Genomic DNA, 17,887 nt, shown 5'->3' with positions numbered 1-17,887 from the left:
AGCCCGCCACACCGGCTCCGTACCGGAGCCGGACTCGTGTCACGCCGTCAGCGCCGCAGTGTCAGCAGACCCGGGCGGTAGGGCCAGTGGCCGTACTCGCCGCCGGAGTCGGGGCTGCGTCCCTGGTAGAGGAACTGCAGGTTGCAGGGATCGACGGTGAAGGTCTGATCGGCAGTGGTGCGGATCAGTTCGCCGTGGCTGATGTCGTTGGTCCAGGTGGCGCCGCTGTTGGCCTTGCCGGCGAAGGGGTTGCTCTCGGTCGCGGCCTGGGGTGTCCATGAGCCGTTCAGGCTTGTGGCCGTGAACGAACGGAAATAGCGGCCCTGCGAGCCGATGGCCTCGACGATCATGAGGTAGCGGTTCTGGCCCTGCAGCTTGTAGACCTGCGGGGCTTCGAACAGGTTGTTCGTGGTATCGCTCATGATCGTTGTGTAGGTCGAGCCGAAACTGCTCGGGAAGTTCCCGATCGGCATGCTGGCCCGGTAGATCTTGCCGTTGTCACCGGCGAAGAACAGGTACATGTTCTGGCCGTCAGCGATGAGTGTCTGGTCGATGGGGCCGGTGCCGGAGCCGGTGATGCTTCCGGAGAAGAGCACCTGCTGTGCGGACCAGCCATTGGGGTTGGAGGGGTCGCTCGACGTCCGGTAGGAGAAGGCGCTCCCACCTCCCCACTGGTAGGCGAGCACCCAGATGTTCTTCGGCGCGAAGTAGAAGAGCGAGGGCGCCACGACGGAGTTCGACATCGTGTTCTGGCTGGCCGAGGCCATCTCCGGCCAGTTGCTGAACAGGCCGAAGTTCATCGAACCCCAGCCCACTCCCGTCCCCGCGGCGCCGTGCGTCGTCGCATAGACGAGATGCTTGCCGTTGTAGGGGACGACGGTGAAGTCCTTGAGCGAGGCCCACCCGGCCTTGGGCTGCGCCAGCGCGCCCGTCGATGTCCAGCGGTATGTCGACGGAAGACTGCACGTGCCGGGGTTGTCGCCGCCGACCTTGACGAGCTGCCACTGCTGGTTGGTGCCGCCCCAGTCGTCGTACTGGACGATGTTCGCGTTGTCGGCGGTGGAGGCGCCTTGTACTTCGAGGGCCTTGCTGCTGTGGCGCGAGATGAGCCGCACGTAGCCGTCCGGGCTGTCGGCCAGCCGCCATTGCTGGTTGGTGGCGTTCAGGTCGGCCCACTGGACGATCGAGCCACCGTTCGCGGTGGACCAGTTGTGGACGTCCAGCACCTTGCCCGAGTGGCGGGACGTGATGCGGAAGTAGCCGCCCCCGGAATCGACGAACTGCCACTGCTGCTGGCTCTGATCGTTCCTGGTCCACTGGGTGATGCGGGCGCCGTCGCCGGTCGCCATGTTGTAGACGTCCAGGGCCTTGCCGCTGTTGCGGTTGACCAGCACATAGGAGGCGTTGGGGTCTACGGTCGCCGCGCCGGCTGGCTGGGCACCGAGGAAGGTGGCCACGAGCAACAGGGGCGCGAGGACGGCGAGTAAGCGTCTCAGACGCATCAGGGGGCACTCCTTTGGGGGCGGCGGGTGAGGGGGACCTCGAGGAACCATCTCGAAACGTTTCGAAGAATTCCCGGAATCTTTGACGCCACAAGCTAGGAATGGGGGGCCCTCTGGTCAAGGCCTGTCGCTGATCTGTCTACAAACAGCGCCTCGCTCGGCCTCGAATGTTTCGGGCTAGAAATCGAAACTTCTTCTGTGAGGAGTATTGACGATGCATCGTCAGTCCCTCAATCATCCGGTCTGAGAAACCGGCCGTAGTTCGAGACATCGAACCTCGTCGGCCCTGAGCAATCTGTGCTGCACGACAGGCGCCACTTCCCCTGCGCTTCAGTCCTTCCGTGATTTCTGCATTGGAGGCACAGTCATGGGCTCGTATGCCCTTCCCAGACTCGTTGTCCGCCGGAAGATCCGCGGCCTGCTGTTGGCGCTGGTCGTCGGCGTTCTCGGTGTGGTCGCCGCACTGGTCGCGCCGCCGACCGCACACGCAGCCGAGAACACGCTCGGCGCCGCGGCGGCGCAGAGCGGCCGCTACTTCGGCACCGCCATCGCCTCGGGCAGGCTGGGCGACTCGGCGTACACGACGATCGCGGGTCGTGAGTTCAACTCGGTGACGGCCGAGAACGAGATGAAGATCGACGCTACCGAACCGCAGCGGGGCCAGTTCAACTTCACCGCCGGTGACCGCGTCTACAACTGGGCGGTGCAGAACGGCAAGCAGGTGCGCGGCCACACCCTCGCCTGGCACTCCCAGCAGCCCGGCTGGATGCAGAGCCTCAGCGGCAGCACGCTGCGCCAGGCGATGATCGACCACATCAAGGGCGTGATGGCCCACTACAAGGGCAAGATCGCCCAGTGGGACGTCGTGAACGAGGCCTTCGCCGACGGCAGTTCGGGAGCCCGGCGCGATTCCAACCTGCAGCGCACCGGCAACGACTGGATCGAGGTCGCCTTCCGCACCGCGCGCGCCGCCGACCCGGCCGCCAAGCTCTGCTACAACGACTACAACGTCGAGAACTGGACCTGGGCCAAAACCCAGGCCATGTACGCCATGGTCCGGGACTTCAAGCAGCGCGGCGTGCCGATCGACTGTGTCGGCTTTCAGTCGCACTTCAACAGCGGCAGCCCCTACAACAGCAACTTCCGCACCACCCTGCAGAACTTCGCCGCCCTCGGCGTCGACGTGGCCATCACCGAACTCGACATCCAGGGCGCCCCGGCAACGATCTACGCCAGTGTGATCAACGACTGTCTGGCCGTCCCGCGCTGCCTCGGCATCACCGTCTGGGGTGTGCGCGACACCGACTCCTGGCGACCGGAGCACACGCCGCTGCTGTTCAACGGCGACGGCAGCAAGAAGCCCGCCTACACCGCCGTCCTCAACGCACTCAACGGCGGTTCCACTACGCCCCCTTCGGGTTCCGGACCGATCAGGGGCGTCGGTTCGGGCCGCTGCCTGGACGTGCCCGGCACCAGTACCACCGACGGCACCCAGCTCCACCTGTGGGACTGCCACAACGGCACGAACCAGCAGTGGACGTACACCGCCGCCGGCGAGCTCAGGGTCTACGGCAACAAGTGCCTGGACGCCGCCGGCACCGGCAACGGCACCAAAGTCCAGATCTACAGCTGCTGGGGCGGCGACAACCAGAAATGGCGCCTCAACTCCGACGGATCCATCGTCGGCGTCCAGTCCGGCCTCTGCCTCGACGCCGTCGCGGGCGGCACCGCCAACGGCACCCTGATCCAGCTCTACTCCTGCTCGAACGGCAGCAACCAACGCTGGACCCGCACCTGATGGGACCCGCCGCAGACGAAGGGGTGAGTCGATGAAGACCTACGGTGCGGCTTCCTCCGCCCCTCCATGCAGACATCGCTGGTGGTCCCGGGTAGCCGCCGTGGTGGCGGCGACCCTCGCGATCGGCATGCTCGCCGCGGTGAATCCGGCGCCCGCCGAGGCGGCGACGGTGGACACCAATGCCTGGTATGTCCTGGTCAATCGCAACAGCGGCAAGGCGCTGGGCCTCTCTGGCGCGTCCACCGCCGACGGCGCGCGGGTCAGCCAGTGGACGCGCAACGACGGAGCCAACCAGCAGTGGCAGTTCGTGGACTCCGGCGGCGGTTTCTACCGCCTCAAGGCCCGGCATTCGGGCAAGGTTCTCGACGTGGCCGGCGCCTCGACCGCAGACGGTGCGGCGATCCAGCAGTGGGCCGATTACAACGGGGCCAACCAGCAGTTCCGCCTGGCCGACTCCGACGCGGGCCACGTCCGGCTGATCAATCGCACCAGCAGCAAGGCGGTTGAGGTGCAGGGCGCCTCCACCGTCGACGGCGGCAACGTCGTTCAGTACTCCGACTGGGGCGGCGCCAACCAGCAATGGCAGATGATCAAGCTGTCGTCCGGTGGCGGCGGCGGATGCGGCAGCGCCCCGACTCTGGCGAGCGGTACGCACACGATTCAGAGCGGCGGCAAGAGCCGCAGCTTCATCCTCAGGGTTCCCGCCAACTACGACAACAGCCACCGCTACCGGCTGATCTTCGCGTTCCACTGGCGGGGCGGAACCGCCGGCGAGGTCGCCTCGGGCGGCACGAGCGGGAGCGCCTGGTCCTACTACGGCCAACAGGAACAGTCCCACAACAGCGCGATCCTCGTCGCCCCCCAGGGCCTCGCCAACGGCTGGGCCAATTCGGGCGGTGAGGACATCACCTTCGTCGACGACATGATCCGGCGCATCGAGGGCGGCCTCTGTGTCAACACGGCACAGCGTTTCGCCACGGGATTCAGCTGGGGCGGCGGTATGAGCTACGCACTCGCATGCAGCCGGGCGAACGTCTTCAGGGCCGTCGCGGTCATCTCCGGCGCTCAGATCAGCGGGTGCAGCGGCGGCACCCAGCCCATCGCCTACTTCGGGATCCACGGCATCAGCGACTCCGTCCTCCACATCGCGCAAGGACGGTCCCTGCGCGACAGATTCGTCAGCAACAACGGCTGCACCCCCCAGAGCCCGCTCGAGCCCGCGCCGGGCAGCCGAGCGCACATCACCACCACCTACTCGGGCTGCAGTGCCGGATACCCGGTCCAGTGGGCCGCGTTCGACGGAGGCCACGTACCCGGTCCGGTCGACGGTTCCCCCGGCGAGAGCGGCGTCGCCACCTGGACCAAAGCAGAGATCTGGAGGTTCTTCGCACAGTTCCAGTGACATGCCCGCACCACCACAGGTCGTAACGACCGTCCAGGGGCGTCCGGCCGATCCAGGTGGCAACGGGCATCGCGCCGCGCCGGCGGCGCGATGCCCGGCTGGGGCCGGAAGTTCAGCCGCCGTGCACGGCGCTGACGAGGTCGGGCAGGAGCTTCGCCGCGTCCGGCGTCCCCAGTCCGGTGACGGGGTCCCATCCCGCGCCGGCCGCATAGCCCGGGACCGACGTCTCGGCGGTGTTGTTGCCCACGGTGACGTCGTTGAAGTCGGCCGCGTAGGTGGCCGGGTCGGACGCGAGCTCGTACAGAGCCGGGTTGATCCGTCCGAGTCCACCGTGGTTGATCTGGGCGGCGATGGAGACCAGGCCCGCCCACTGAGGACACGCCAGTGACGTGCCGCCGATGTCGTACCAGCCCGTGCTGCACGGTGTGCTGCCGCACTTCAGCCCGCTCTGGCCGTCGGGCGGGAGGGACAGGTACACCAGTGCTCCCGTCGACGGGCTCGCCTGCAGGGAGATGTCCGGAACGCCACGCATGGCGCCGATGGCCGTGCTGCCGGCCGGCAGCGTGCCCGACTGGTAGTCCGGCTTGGCGAAGACGCTGCTGTAGCCGCCGCCGGAACCGGTCCAGCCGGTCTCCGACTGGCCGGGGGCGTTCTGGCAAGCCCCCGGCGGGGAGGCGTTGTCGACGACCCTGCCGCTGGTTGTGCCCGGGTCGGTGCACAGGTTCGTGCCGCCCACTCCGGTGACCAGCGGGTCGGATGCCGGCCACTCGACAGCGGGACCGGAGAGCGTCGACCCGCCCTGGCCCACCGGTGTCTTGGCCGAGCCGGCGCTTCCGTCGTCACCCGACGAGCCGAGAACGGTGACGCCGTTCTGTGCCGCCGACTTGAAGGCGTAGCGCAGTTTCTCCAGCGACTGGGCGCTGCCGAAGGCGCCTTCCGCGGAGGCGAACGACTGGGAGATGACGGTGGCGAGGTGATGCTCGACGACGTACTGCTCGGCGGCCATCATCTGGGGGAAGCCCTGTACCCCGAGGGTCTCGGCGGTGGGGGTGGTCACCAGCAGGATGTTGGCGCCGGGCGCCATGGCATGGGCGGTCTCGACGTCAAGAGCCACCTCCAGTGCCCACGCGCTCTTGTCCTCCTGCCCGGGGCTGCTGCTCGTGGACGGCGGCGCTTTGGTGGCGGGCGAGCCCTGTAGATGAAGCTCGCTGAAGGTCGGCATGCCGGACGCGCAGCTGACGCCCTCCTCCCCGCACATGGGCGCGATGCCGAATGCACGGTCGAAGACATGCAGGTCGTGAGCCATGGTGTCGCTGCCGTAGGAGTCGACGACGGCGATCGTCTGACCGCGTCCGTCGTCCCCGGCTGAGTGCAGCGGGCCCACGTTGTAGGCGGCCTGGATGGCCTGTGGGGTGAAGCAGCGGCGTCCTGCGGAGGCACACTGCGACTGAGTGGGTGGGGTCTGGCTGGTGGTCACCTGTGTGTAGTCGGCCACGGCAGGCCGTACGCGCGGATAGGCGGCCTGGTGGGCCGCGCTCATCGCGGGGACGGCGCCCGCCGCCGCGAGGCTGAGGGTTCCCACCCCCGCGAGCAGCCACCGTCTGATGGTGCGTGCCATCAGAGTCCTTCCTTGAGTGCCAAAGGGGACTTGGGCGTCCGCCACCTCAGGTGGGGGGTGGGTACAGGGGGTGCGGACGTGGCGAGGCTAGCCCTCGCGGCTGCCGGGCCAACACATTCGTCCTGTCAACAATGATCAAAGAATGGCCCTTGCCGAACAGGGCGAGTGGACGGCCCACACCGATGTGATGCTCCCCACGAGCCCGGAATGAAAGGCGACGATCGGGCAAGGCTCACGCGCATGCCGCACATGTACAACACTCGGCGGGTGACGTGATGGCGGCGGCCGGGGCAACCCGGACGCCGCCCGCCGCAGCGACCGCAGTCGAGGCCGCTTCCACAACTCCGGCGCCTTCACTGCCGTCGCTCACGGGACTGCGATGGATGGCGGCGTTGCTGGTCTTCGGGCTGCATGTGCGCAACTTCGGATATTTCGGGGGTACCGGCGGGCGTATCGCGACGTGGGGGTTCGGGGCCGGGGCCACCGGGGTGTCGTTCTTCTTCATCCTCTCCGGCTTCGTCCTGATGTGGTCCGCACGGCCGGGCGACCGAGCACCGGCGTTCTGGTGGCGGCGTATCGCCCGGATCTATCCGGTCCACCTCGTCACCGCCGCGATCGCGCTGCTCATGAGCCTCACCCTGGCCCATCAGACGAAGCCCACCCTGCATCAGGCACTGGCCAATGTGCTCCTGTTGCATTCCTGGTGGCGCCCCTGGTGGCAGACGCTGGACCCCGTCAGCTGGTCGCTTGCCTGCGAGGCATTTTTCTATGCCGTCTTTCCGCTGCTGGCTCTCTGGCTGCGCCGCCTGGGAGCCCGGGGATCGGCCGTCCTGGCCGGGGTTTCGGTGCTGGCGGTGCTGGTGCTGGCCTGGTCGGACGCGCACCACTGGCTGGGCCAGCCGCTCTACTCCTTCCCCGCGGCCCGGCTCCCCGAGTTCGTCCTCGGTGCCGCTGTCGCCCGCATCGTCGGTCTCGGCCAGTGGCGCGGGCCCAGCCCGCAGGCCTCACTCGCTCTGGCGATCACCGGCTACTTCCTCGTCCCCCACGTCCCCGCCGGATACCCGGCCACCACCTGCACCCTCATCGGCTTCGCCCTGCTCATCCCGGCGGCGGCCGTCGCCGACCTACGTGGCCTTCCCTCGGTGTGGCGGCACCGAAGGCTGGTGAGGCTGGGCGAACTCTCCTTCGCCTTCTACATGATCCATCTCCTGGTGCTGCGGATCGGCACCGACCTGCTCGGCACCTCTCCGCACTTCGGCGTGCTGCCGGCGCTGACCACCACCGTCGTCGCGTTCACCGTGGCGCTGGGGTTGTCCTGGGCCTTGTACGAGGGCGTGGAACGCCCGGCCAGACGACTGCTCCTGCGCAGGTATGCCCGGCGTGAACACCGCGCCGGTCAGCCGGCCGTCGGACGGCAGTCGTAGAGGGTGAAACTCCCGTCCGTCCGGCGCTCTTGGTATGCGCGTGGGGACACGCGTGAGCAGTGGCCCTTGACCCAGGTGGTCGCCGGGGTGCTCGGACGCTGGGTCGTCAGCATGGCGTAGCGGACCTGGTGCTCGCCCACCAGCGTGCTCAGCCGCGCCGCGTTCGGGAAGGGTGTCAGCCCGGTGAAACCGCCCATGACCAGCAGCGGATCGGAAGCGGCTCGCAGCAGCGGCTCGGCGGTGTACGCGGCCTGGGTGGCCAGCAGGTACTTCTCGCCGCTCCGATGGGCCGTCAGATAGGCGAGGAGGGCCTTGTCGCGGGCGCTCGGTGTGGAAAGCCCGGTGCTGAAGGCGGGCTCGTGGCCGTGCAGGCCGGCGTAGTTGCCGCCGACCGGGCCGGCCAGGGGGGAGGTGGCGGCTCCTGCGTAGAGCGGGTCGGTGCTGGACACCGCCCAGGCCGTGGGGAGGACGAGCACGGCGGCGACGCCGGTGGCCAGTGCCCAGGCCCGCTGCCGGGAACCCGTGCGCGGCCCGCGCTGGCACAGCGCGGCTACGCTGCACACGGCGAGCATCACCACCACGGGCAGCAGCCGGGCGGCGAAGAGGGTGTGTGCGTCCTGCAGTAGGGCCCAGCCCGAGGTCAGCGCGATCGCCGCGGGCAGTACCGCGCGATGCCAGGCGGCCTGAGGTGCCCGGTACTCCCGCCAGAAGGTGGCCAGGCCGCCGCCGCTCAGCGCGGCGAGCGCGGGGGCGATGACGGCGGTGTAGTAAGCGTGGTTTCCGTTGGAGGTGCTGAAGACGGCCACGTGCAGGGCCAGCCATCCGCCCCAGAGCAGGAAACCGGCCCGCGCCAGGTCGCCGCGCGGCTGCCCGGCCCGCCACAGCACCCCCAGCAGCGCCGCCAGCACGGCCAGCGGCAGGAGCCAGGCGATCTGAGGGCCGACGGTGTGGTTGACCAGCATCCCCCACCCGGTGTTGCCCGTGGTGCGGCTGGCGGACGTGCCCGCCACCGCTCCCAGCGCGCCGGCGTCACCGCCGAAGCGGCTGATGCCGTTGTAGCCGAAGACCAGAGTGAAGGGGCTGTTGTTGGTGGTGCCGTCCAGGTAGGGGCGGTCGGCCGGGCGCGTCGCCAGCACCAGCAGCAGCCACGAAGAGGAGACCGTCAGCGCGGTGGCGCCCAGCAGGACCGCCCGCCCGACGCGACGCAACGCCCCGCCCGGGGCCGCCAGCAGGTAAACCGCCACGAAGACCGGCAGTGGCAGCCAGGCCTGCATCATCTTCGCCTGGAAGGCCAGGCCGACCCACATGCCGCAAGCCAGCAGCGGCAGCAACCGTCCGCTGCGCGCCGCCGTCAGGAGCGCCCCGGCGGCCAGCACCAGCAGCAGGGTGAGCAGCTCGTCCGGGATGGTGGCCCGGTCGAGCGCCGCCGTCACGGGAGTGGCGGTGAGCGCCAGAGCCGCGATCAAGGCGGCCAGCGGCCCGGCCCAGGCGCGCACCGTCCGGTGCAGCACGTAGATGGTGAGCACGCCCTCCAGCACGTGCGGCAGCGCCACCGCCCAGGTGTGCGGGCCGAAGAGCCACACCGAGGCCGCGTCGGGCCAGAAGCCGCCGGGTGTCTTGTCGATGCTGATCGTGCCGCTGGGGTCCAGCCCGCCGAAGAGGAACGCCCGCCGGCTGGTGGCCATGGAGCGGATGGCCGCACCGTAGTAGGGGTGCACGGCGGCGTGGTTCAGGCCCCAGCCGTAGAGCAGCGCTGCGGCGGCGAGGACGCCGAGCAGGCTCGCGCGCTCCCAGCGCGCGGGGGTGTTCCGCCCCGCGTCGAGGGCGTCGCTGCGGCGGGAGCGGTCGGCCCTGCGGCGGTGCGCGCCGGTTTCCCGGGCACGGGGAGCGGTGGCCATGAGACGGGGTCGTCCTTCGTGCGGTGCTGGTTGGGATCGGGGCGGTAGGCACCGCTACAGGCGGCGGGCGGCGCGGAAGCCGCGGGCGTAGAAGTCGGTGCCGTCGAGCAGGGCGTGGCCCGCGAGGTCACCCATGGTGGGGCCGTTGGCGGCGGAGCGGCTCGAGTAGAAGCGGGGGCGGCCCGCGTTGTCGAGGCCCAGGTACATCCCGCAGTGGTCGATGACGTTCGGCTCGTTCTTGATGATGGCGAAGAAGACCAGATCGCCGGGTTGCAGCACGCCGAGGTCGATGGGCTGCCGGCCCTTGTCGGGGATGAGCAGATTTCCGGGGCCGTAGGCGGCGATGGCGTAGGCGCGGCGGGGCAGGCCGACGCCCGCGGTGTTGGTGTTGTGCATGGGTATGCCCATCCGGTAGCCCCACACCAGGCGCTGGAAGCCGGAGCAGTCGACGTCGCCGTAGCGGGCCTTCTCCGGCTCGACGCGGCTGCCGTCCGGGAAGGTCCACGGAATGCCGAGGTAGTCGTAGAAGTCGGACCGCTCGTCGTGGTATCCGAAGTCCAGCGAGGAACCGACACCTGGATTGCGCGGCCCGAAGTGGGCCGTGCCGGCGTAGCGCACACCGGCGGGGTTGTGCTTGTCCGGTGCCCCGGCGCTGCTGTACTGGAACGCGACCGCGAAGACGTCCGGGCTGGTGTCGCGCAGCGCCTCGGGGAACCACCGCTTGAACCAGGAGCTCTCCTCCCTGCCCTGCCGCCACTGACTGGGCAGGACTCGCACCCAGGCGTCCGTGGTGACGGTGGCCGTGGTGGTGCGGGGTTCGCCGAAGGTGCGGGACGGACCGGTGAGCACGGCCGTGCGGGCCCCGTCGGTGAACGTCGCCACCACGCTGCCGTCGGCGTCCCGTACCACGGTGCGGGCCGGGTTGCCGAGCCGCTCGAACCGGTGGCCGCCCACAGGCCTTGCCTGGGGCACGGAGCCGTCCACCGTGGGGATGTTCGCGCCGGGGCGGTGTTCGAGGCGCTGCCAGGCGTATGCGCCGCCCGCGCCCGCCACAGCGAGGCCGACGAGGGAACCGAGGACCTGGCGGCGGGTCAGTCCGCCGTCCTTGCCGTGACCGGACCTGGAGTCGGGATACATCTCGTCCTCCTGAGGCGTGCGAGGCGGTGGGTCAGGTGGTGGGCACAGCGCCGAGCAGCAGCCCGGCGGAGATGATCACGTAGGTGGCCAGGGTGACGGCCGTGGTGGAGAGCACGGTCGCCCCGAACGGCTGGCGGACGAGCTGGTACGCGATCAGGCCGGGCACGATGAAGCCCAGCGTCTGCGAGGTGTACAGCAGCGGGAACTGATGGTTGAGCGCAAGCATCACGGTGGTCTGCATGACCACTGCGCACACGACCACCGCGGCGAACAGCCGCTTGCCATAGAGGATCACGTTGCGCTGAAGCAGTCGGGTCGCGCCGTAGGTGAGCGCGGCCACGCCGACCATCATCGCCGCCAGCTGCACATGGGTGACCAGTGTCAGCGCCACCCAGCCGGGGGTGATCATCCCGCCGGGCGAGAGGTTGGTGGTCAGGTAGCACACGAGAGAGAAGACCAGGCCCAGCGCGATTCCCAGCGCGGCGACCTGCGGTGTGAGGTTGGCGGATATCACGGCTGGTTCCTCATCGGCTGGGCCGGGGAGCCGTCCGGCCTCGGTTCGGACCGGTGGGCGTTCCGGTGCGCGTTGTGGCGGGGCCGTCCACGGCGGCCGGGTATGTGGATGCCGTGCGCCGGGGTCTCCAGCGGTGCCACCCAGCTGAAGGGCTCGGGCTCGGGCGGGCCGGCCACCGCGATCCGCAGGGTGTCTTCGCCCAGAGGCCCGTGGTACGGCGCCGGGATGAGCGGCTCGTCCGAGTCGTCCAGCGGCAACTCGGCGAGAACCTCCAGCAGCAGCTCGCCCTGACCGTGGATGTTGCCCACCGCCACCAGCGAGGAGGCCGGGCCGAGCTCGGCCAGAACGGCCTCGGTCAGCTCCCGCGGGTCACGGCGGTCGCCGCCCAGGTCGATCACCCGGCCGGCGAACGAGGACGGGATGGCGTCCTTGGCGCTCTTGGTCGGATGGCCGATGAGGAAGACCGCGTCGGGGCCGAGGTCGGGGATGACCGCGCCCATCTGACCGTTGCGCTCCACCCGGTCCGGGCGGCAGTTGACGACCACGTTGAGCGGGCGGCGGATCGCACCGAGATCCAGCAGCTGACGGACGTTCATCAGCGTCGACTCCGGGTCGTTGGCGGCGAAGACGTTGGCGAACCGCAGCCGCTTGCCGTCGTGCGTGCGGTAGCGCTCCACGGAGAGCACGCCCGGGTCCGGCGGCGCGTCCCACATGCCCCTGAGCGCCGTCTCCCGTTCCACACCCATCAGTTCGGCGACGGCCAGCGCGATGGCCACGTTCTCCTTGAACGTGAACCAGCTGAAGCCCCGCAGCTCCGCGTCGCTCACCGTCTCCGGATCCACTGCGACGAGGCGGCAGTTCCGCCTTTCGGCCTCCTCGCGCAGGATGTGCAGCCGCTCCTTCTCCGCGGTGACGCACACCCCGCCGACCGGCATCGAGCGGGACAGCGAACGGGCGACGTCGTCCAGTGTGGGGCCCATCTCGGCCAGGTGGTCCTCGCGGACGTTGCACAGCACGCCGATGGTGGAGCGGATCAGCTTCTCCTGATTGACCTCCTGCAGCGCGGGCAGCACAGCCATGCACTCGATCACCAGCGCGTCCGGCGTGTACGCCGCCGCCCGCCGCACAATGCCGATCTGCTCCACGATGTTGGGCAGCCCGAACTTTCGGTAGACGGGCTCCTCGGTGGCGTCCGGGTGGATGAAACGGGCGGCCGTGCCGGTGGTCTTGGCCACCGTCACCAGCCCGCTTCCGCGCAACGCCCCTGCGCACAGCCGGGTGATGGAGGACTTGCCGCGGATGCCGTTCACCAGGACCCGCACCGGGATCTGATCCAGCGCCGCGTAGTGCCGCCGCTGCTCGATGACACCGGCTGTCAGCAGCATGGCGCTGCTCAGCAGCAACATGGTGTAGAGGAAGAGCACCTCAGTCCGCCTTCGTGTTCACTGCTGTGGTGTGTACTCGGCCGTGACCGGCGGACGAGGCTTCCGCGCGGGGTGCGGCAGGGATTGCCGTCCCCGACCGGACCCGGTCGGCAAGCGCCTGCCTGATCAGCTCCAGACTGCGGGTGACGGAGCCGGTCTCGTCGTGGTTCACCGGGTACAGCACGGTGCGGCGGTCGCCGCCCGCCAACCGTTCGGCGAGTCGCGCCAGTTCGCGCAGCGGCCGTACCACCACGATGTGCACCCAGCTCAGGCAGGCCGCCCCCACCGCGAGCCCCAGCAGCCCGGCCAGCATGGTCATCCGCTCGGCCCGGAAGACCGGCAGCCGCAGCGAGGCGGCCGGCTCGGAGGTGACGACCCGCCAGCCCAGGCCTGCGGCCGGGCCGGCCTCGGCCAGTGGAGCGGCGGCGGCCACGGACATCGCCCGCGAGACGCCCGAGGAGGTCAGCACCGCGCTGGTCGGGGTGCCGGCGGTGCCGGGCGTCCGGGTACGGTCGGCGAGCCGCGCGAGCCCTGGGCCGGGCAGCGGCTGGAACGCCCGGAAGCCCACGCCGGCGGCCAGTACCCGGTCGTGGCTGTCCGCCAGCCACACACTGCCCAGGCCGGGCTCGGGGAGCAGACCGTCGAGCACCTTCACGTCGATCTCGCCGAAGACCACCACACCGGAAGCTGTCGTCCCGGCCTTCGCCCCCGGGATGTGCGCGTACGCGGCGATGGCCGGGATCCTCCCGTACGTGTTGACACCGGTGATGCCGTTGCCGCCCGGGACGTGGACGATGGTGCGGAGCGGGGTCTGGCCGACCCGCAGCACGATGGAGCCGGCACGGTCGAGCAGGTAGAGCGAGCGGTACTGGCCGTGATCGGCCAGCGCCTTCCGCAGCACCCGGTGCTGCTGGGCCGTGCTCTTGCCCTTCAGCGACGCGGCGACGTCGACCAGGTCGGTGTACGACTGGTCGAGCGACTGGCGCGCCCGGTCGGACGCGTACTGGGTGCGCGTCTGCTGCCCGGCCACCGCGCTCACCGGTATGGAGGCGGGGGTGTCCACATGGTCGACGACGAAGAGCATCGGGGCGGCCCAGGCGGTGACCAGCAGAGCGCAGCAGGCCACCAGCGCCCGGGTCCCCGGCCCTCGTGGGGCGAGGATCTCCTCCGGCGTGTCCGCACCGAGCAGTTGCCGCCGCAGGGCCTCCAACGCCCGGCCTGTGCGGCGCGGTTCGCCGTATGCGGGAACCGGTACGGGCCGCGACAGGTCCTCGAAGGCGAGCGGGTGCCGACCGACGGCGCCCCGGGCGAGGCGGGCGGCGGACAGGTGCAGCCGCAGCAACGGGCGCTGCACGGCGAAGACCAGCAACAGCCAGTTCACCACGGCGATGGCGGCGAGCGCGCCGCCCGTCAGCAGGGCGATCCGCAGGTAGCCGGTGGACTGGGGGGTGAGCGCGACGGACTGCGCGGTCACGACCGTCAGGTGAAGGCCGCTGGTGTTGTCCCTGCCGGTGTCGCCGGTGCCGGTCCGCTGCGGTGCGACCACCGCCCAGCCGGCCACGGTGCGCGTGCCGGAGGCGGCGGCGCCGAGCAGGCTGCCGGAGGCGTCTGTCCGCCATCCGGAGACCGCGGCGGCCCGGGCTGCGGTTCGGGGGAGCGTCCGGTCGGCGCCGGAGAGGGCCCGCACGCGGGTAGCGCTCGCCAGGACGGTGCCGTCTCCCCCACCAGCCAGGTGCCGCGGCCGTCTCCGTGCGCCGCGGGCGTCGGCAGAGGTTCGAGGACCACCACCAGCCAGTGCTTGGTCTGCTGCTGTGTCTGGTCCTGGCTCTGGTCGGCATTGGTGTCCTGGCTGTGCTCGGGCACCGTGAGCCGGGCGAAGTAGAGGATACGGGCGCCGGAGGCCGCGGCCACCAGCCGCGGCGGGACGATGCTGCGCTCCGCGTCTGCGGCCAGGCTCCCCACGCCGATCCCGGCGAGCGGCACGGTCACGCCGCTCGCGGCCAGCAGGTGACCGGTGGCCGGATCGACCAGGGCGACGCCGTGCACCGATCGGCGGCCGGCGACGACCGTCTTGAGGGCCGTCGCCGGCGCGGTCGTACTGGTCGGGGTGTATGCCTCGGCAGCACGGCGCAGCGTGTTCGCCTCCGCGCTGATGGAGCCCCGGACCGACACGGCGGCGTCCGCGGCGATCTGCTGCTCGCTGTCCCGCACCGCAAGCGGCAGTTGCTCGCTGGAGATGGAGCCGAGGGCGTAGACGGTGAGTCCGGCGACCGAGAGCAGAAGCACCATCAGGATGGCGACCGGCGGGCGGACGCCGCCTATGAGCGGCATGTCGGCGCGGCGGCGAATGCGGTGTCGTCGCGGAGCCCGGGCGTACGTGGACAGGGCGGGTCCTCTCACAGCGCCGACAAGCACCTGCAAAAGCCGACAACGGTCGCTGAACGCACACAGGTTATTGCGGTTTCGTCATAGTTTCTTCACTTCTGAGTGTGAAAGCGGTAAGGATCAGGATCCGCCGCCTGCGCACCTCATCCTGAGACGTTCTGGAGGGGCCGGCGCCGGAGCCCCAGGTCATCGGTGTGGTGATGGCCCGCCACCGTTCCCCTGCTTGCCGTCTCCCGGGCCGAAGAGACCTCCGGTCAGGCCGGGACTGGTCGGCGAGGGGGAGGGTGTGGGAGCGGTGGGGGAGGTGCACCCGCCGGGGATGTCGCTGCACGGCGTGAGGGACGGGGACGGTGCCGGTGTGGTGGGTGAGGGGGTGCTCGAGGGCGACTCGGTCGGGGATGCCGAGGGGGTGGCGGACGGAGCGCCGTTCTCGTCGGCTCCCTTGCCGAGTGGCGGTGCCGGGGGAAGGACTTCACGGGCTGGCCCTGGAGGGCGGCGGACATGTAGCCGAGCCACACCTGGGTGGGCATGTCCGCGCCGAAGACCTTGCTGTAGCCGCCGACTCCGGACATGGATCGCAGGCCCGAGTTGCCGGAGCCCTCCTTGAACATGGTGACCGCCGTGGACAGCTGCGGGGTGTAGCCGATGAACCAGGCGGACTTGTAGTCGTCCGTGGTGCCGGTCTTGCCCGCGGCGGGTCGTCCGAGGGCCAGGGCGTTGGTGCCGGTGCCGTGCTCGACCACGTCCCGCAGCACGCTTGTGACGGTGTCGGCGGTCGAGGCGGGCATGGCCCGGCTGCCGGCGGGCGGGGTGAAACCCGGGAGTTGCCGCCCGCCGTCGAGGACCTTGGTGACCGAGTAGGGCTCGTGGTGGACCCCGTCCGCGGCGAAGGTGCCGTAGGCGTCGGCCATGCGGATGGCCGACGGGGTGGAGGTGCCGATGTAGAAGCCGGCGGTGTCGTACTGGAGGCTGCTGCGCAGCAGGCCGGCCGCCATTGCCTCGTTCTCCACGTTGCCGTACCCGACGTACTCGCCCAGCTGGACGTACGGGGTGTTGACCGACTGCTCCATCGCCTTGCGCAGGGTGATGTAACCCCACTTGGTGGAGACGTCGTTCTGCTGATGGAGCAGCCCGGTGGGGTCGCTGCCGTCCGGCAGGTACTGGCCCTGCTGGTTCTTGATCTCGATGCCGTTGTCGCCGTCGAACCTGCTCTCCGGCGTGATCGGCGACGGCGGCTGCCCGGGGGAGAGGACCGCGCCGTGGTCCAGGGCGGCGGCGAGATCGAAGGGCTTGAAGGTCGAACCGACCGGCACGCCCGAGCTGTTGGCGTTGTCCGTGTAGTGGCCCTTGTTCCAGCCGTCACCGCCGTACAGGGCCACGATCGCTCCGGTGGTGGGGTCGACGGAGGCGGCACCGACCTGCACGTTCCGGTCCGCCGGCCGGTTCTTGGGGTCCAGGTGCTGCCCCCGCATCCTGGCCACCGAGGAGCTCAGCTCGGCGACCTGGTGCCTGTCGAACGTGGTGTGGATCTGGTAACCGCCCTGGTTCAGCTGCTGTTCGGTGAGGGACGAGTGCTGCTCGACGTACTGCTCGGCGGTCTGTACCAGGTAGCCGACCTGCCCGCTCAGCGAGCCGGAGCGGGACATCGGTTTCGGCACCGGGAAGCCCGCCCTCAGATACCGCTGTTCCTGTGAGGGGCTCAATTTCCCGATGGCGGCCATCCGGTGCAGCACGTATTTCCAGCGGGCGGTGGCCTGGGGGCGGGCCTGCGGGTCGTCGGCGTTCATCATCACGCTCGGCTCGTTCACCGTGGCCGCCAGGAACGCTCCCTGGCTGACGTTCAGCTTCTCCACCGGAAGGTGGTAGTACGCCTGGGCGGCGGCCTCGATGCCGTAGGCCCCGCGGCCGTAGTAGTTGCTGTTCAGATAGCCCTGGAGAATCTGCTGCTTGCTGAGCTTTGTTCCGATCTTCAAAGAGATCATGATCTCCTTGAACTTGCGTGACAGGGTCTGGTCCTGGCTGAGGTAGGTGTTCTTCACGAACTGCTGCGTGATGGTCGACCCGGACTGCACCTGGCCGCCCTCCGCCATGTGGTACAGCGCCCGGAGGATGCCCTGGGGGTCGACGCCCGGATCGGTGTAGAAGGACGCGTTCTCCGCCGCGAGGAAGTCCCACTGCACATCGGACGGAACCTGCGACAGGCTCACGTTCTGCCGATTCACCTGGCCCACGCTGGCCATCTGCGAACCGTCCGACCAGTAGAACACGTTGTTCTGGAGCTGTGTGTTCGGATTGACGCTCGGAACGGCCACCGTCACGTAGGCGAAGCCGATCGCGCCGGCCATGCCGCCGAAGAGCAGCATGAGGACGGTCAACACCTGCTTCCAGGACGGCAGCCAGCGCCGCACACCGCGCCTGCCCGCCCGCGGAAAGTCGATCAACCGCCGCTTCCCGGACGTCCCGCGCCGGGAAGAAGCGGCCGGTCGCCCGCCCGGTCCGTGTCTCGCCGTCGTCCTGCGCGACGAGCGCCGGTTCGCCGTCCGGGCGGCCCTGCGCATCTCCGCTCGGGTCATCCCGGGCTGTCCGCCCGCAGGGTCCTGGTGCGAAGGAGGCTCGCTACGGTAATCGCTCATCCTTGTCGCCTTCAGTGAGATTCGCATGCCCAAATCGGTCGTAAGAGGCGTGACCGTGCGTGCGGGTGAGAAGGCTCCGTGCAGGTGAACGGCCCACCGCTTTTGCTTCTGTGTCGGTTCGAGGGACCGGCGCCAAGCTGAGCCTAAGCAGA

At 69.8% G+C, this 17,887-nt stretch carries 13 protein-coding genes; 4 read left to right on the top strand and 9 right to left on the bottom strand.

The window, feature by feature from the left end; translation table 11 throughout:
* Positions 1-47: 47 nt before the first annotated feature.
* The gene (locus tag V8690_RS04595) at positions 48-1,502 is read right to left on the bottom strand and encodes a non-reducing end alpha-L-arabinofuranosidase family hydrolase (RefSeq protein ID WP_338776023.1); all 1,455 of its coding nucleotides are present in this window, start codon (positions 1,500-1,502) and stop codon (positions 48-50) included.
* A 367-nt stretch (positions 1,503-1,869) separates the two neighbouring features.
* On the opposite strand from V8690_RS04595, the gene V8690_RS04590 reads away from it, so the two are divergent.
* Positions 1,870-3,300 (top strand): endo-1,4-beta-xylanase, encoded by a 1,431-nt coding sequence (locus tag V8690_RS04590; protein WP_338776022.1) that lies wholly within the window; start codon positions 1,870-1,872, stop codon positions 3,298-3,300.
* 100 nt (positions 3,301-3,400) lie between these two features.
* On the top strand, positions 3,401-4,702 hold the full coding sequence (locus tag V8690_RS04585) for an RICIN domain-containing protein (protein ID WP_338785250.1): 1,302 nt from the start codon (positions 3,401-3,403) through the stop codon (positions 4,700-4,702).
* A gap of 112 nt (positions 4,703-4,814) precedes the next feature.
* Here V8690_RS04585 and V8690_RS04580 read toward each other — a convergent pair whose 3' ends face one another.
* Positions 4,815-6,320 carry a S53 family peptidase gene (locus V8690_RS04580; protein WP_338776021.1) on the bottom strand — a complete coding sequence of 502 codons (1,506 nt, stop codon included), beginning with the start codon at positions 6,318-6,320 and terminating at the stop codon, positions 4,815-4,817.
* A gap of 275 nt (positions 6,321-6,595) precedes the next feature.
* Here V8690_RS04580 and V8690_RS04575 point away from each other — a divergent pair, with 275 nt between their 5' ends.
* The gene (locus V8690_RS04575; RefSeq protein ID WP_338776020.1) at positions 6,596-7,744 is read left to right on the top strand and encodes an acyltransferase; all 1,149 of its coding nucleotides are present in this window, start codon (positions 6,596-6,598) and stop codon (positions 7,742-7,744) included.
* Here the strand turns inward: V8690_RS04575 and V8690_RS04570 are convergent.
* The 7 genes from V8690_RS04570 to V8690_RS04540 all read right to left on the bottom strand — a co-directional run bounded on the left by V8690_RS04570 (position 7,717) and on the right by V8690_RS04540 (position 17,477).
* The gene (locus V8690_RS04570; protein WP_338776019.1) at positions 7,717-9,642 is read right to left on the bottom strand and encodes a glycosyltransferase family 39 protein; all 1,926 of its coding nucleotides are present in this window, start codon (positions 9,640-9,642) and stop codon (positions 7,717-7,719) included. The two genes, V8690_RS04575 and V8690_RS04570, sit on opposite strands and share 28 nt — an antisense overlap.
* A gap of 54 nt (positions 9,643-9,696) precedes the next feature.
* Positions 9,697-10,779 carry an NlpC/P60 family protein gene (locus tag V8690_RS04565; protein ID WP_338776018.1) on the bottom strand — a complete coding sequence of 361 codons (1,083 nt, stop codon included), beginning with the start codon at positions 10,777-10,779 and terminating at the stop codon, positions 9,697-9,699.
* A gap of 31 nt (positions 10,780-10,810) precedes the next feature.
* Complete coding sequence (locus V8690_RS04560) at positions 10,811-11,293, bottom strand: poly-gamma-glutamate biosynthesis protein PgsC/CapC (protein WP_338776017.1); 483 nt, start codon at positions 11,291-11,293, stop codon at positions 10,811-10,813.
* Positions 11,290-12,717 carry a poly-gamma-glutamate synthase PgsB gene (gene pgsB / locus V8690_RS04555; RefSeq protein ID WP_338776016.1) on the bottom strand — a complete coding sequence of 476 codons (1,428 nt, stop codon included), beginning with the start codon at positions 12,715-12,717 and terminating at the stop codon, positions 11,290-11,292. The genes V8690_RS04560 and pgsB overlap by 4 nt, the downstream gene beginning before the upstream one ends.
* Before the next feature lies 1 nt (position 12,718).
* Complete coding sequence (locus tag V8690_RS04550) at positions 12,719-14,263, bottom strand: HAMP domain-containing protein (RefSeq protein WP_338776015.1); 1,545 nt, start codon at positions 14,261-14,263, stop codon at positions 12,719-12,721.
* The gene (locus tag V8690_RS04545; protein WP_338776014.1) at positions 14,197-15,117 is read right to left on the bottom strand and encodes a hypothetical protein; all 921 of its coding nucleotides are present in this window, start codon (positions 15,115-15,117) and stop codon (positions 14,197-14,199) included. The genes V8690_RS04550 and V8690_RS04545 overlap by 67 nt, the downstream gene beginning before the upstream one ends.
* A gap of 239 nt (positions 15,118-15,356) precedes the next feature.
* A complete protein-coding gene (locus tag V8690_RS04540; protein WP_338776013.1) occupies positions 15,357-17,477 on the bottom strand; it encodes a transglycosylase domain-containing protein in 2,121 nt (706 codons plus the stop codon).
* Here V8690_RS04540 and V8690_RS04535 point away from each other — a divergent pair.
* A complete protein-coding gene (locus tag V8690_RS04535; protein ID WP_338776012.1) occupies positions 17,464-17,727 on the top strand; it encodes a hypothetical protein in 264 nt (87 codons plus the stop codon). The two genes, V8690_RS04540 and V8690_RS04535, sit on opposite strands and share 14 nt — an antisense overlap.
* Positions 17,728-17,887 lie beyond the last annotated feature (160 nt).

The sequence above is a fragment of the Streptomyces sp. DG1A-41 genome, assembly GCF_037055355.1.
GTDB lineage: Bacteria > Actinomycetota > Actinomycetes > Streptomycetales > Streptomycetaceae > Streptomyces.
This window is presented reverse-complemented; position numbering and strand designations above follow the sequence as displayed.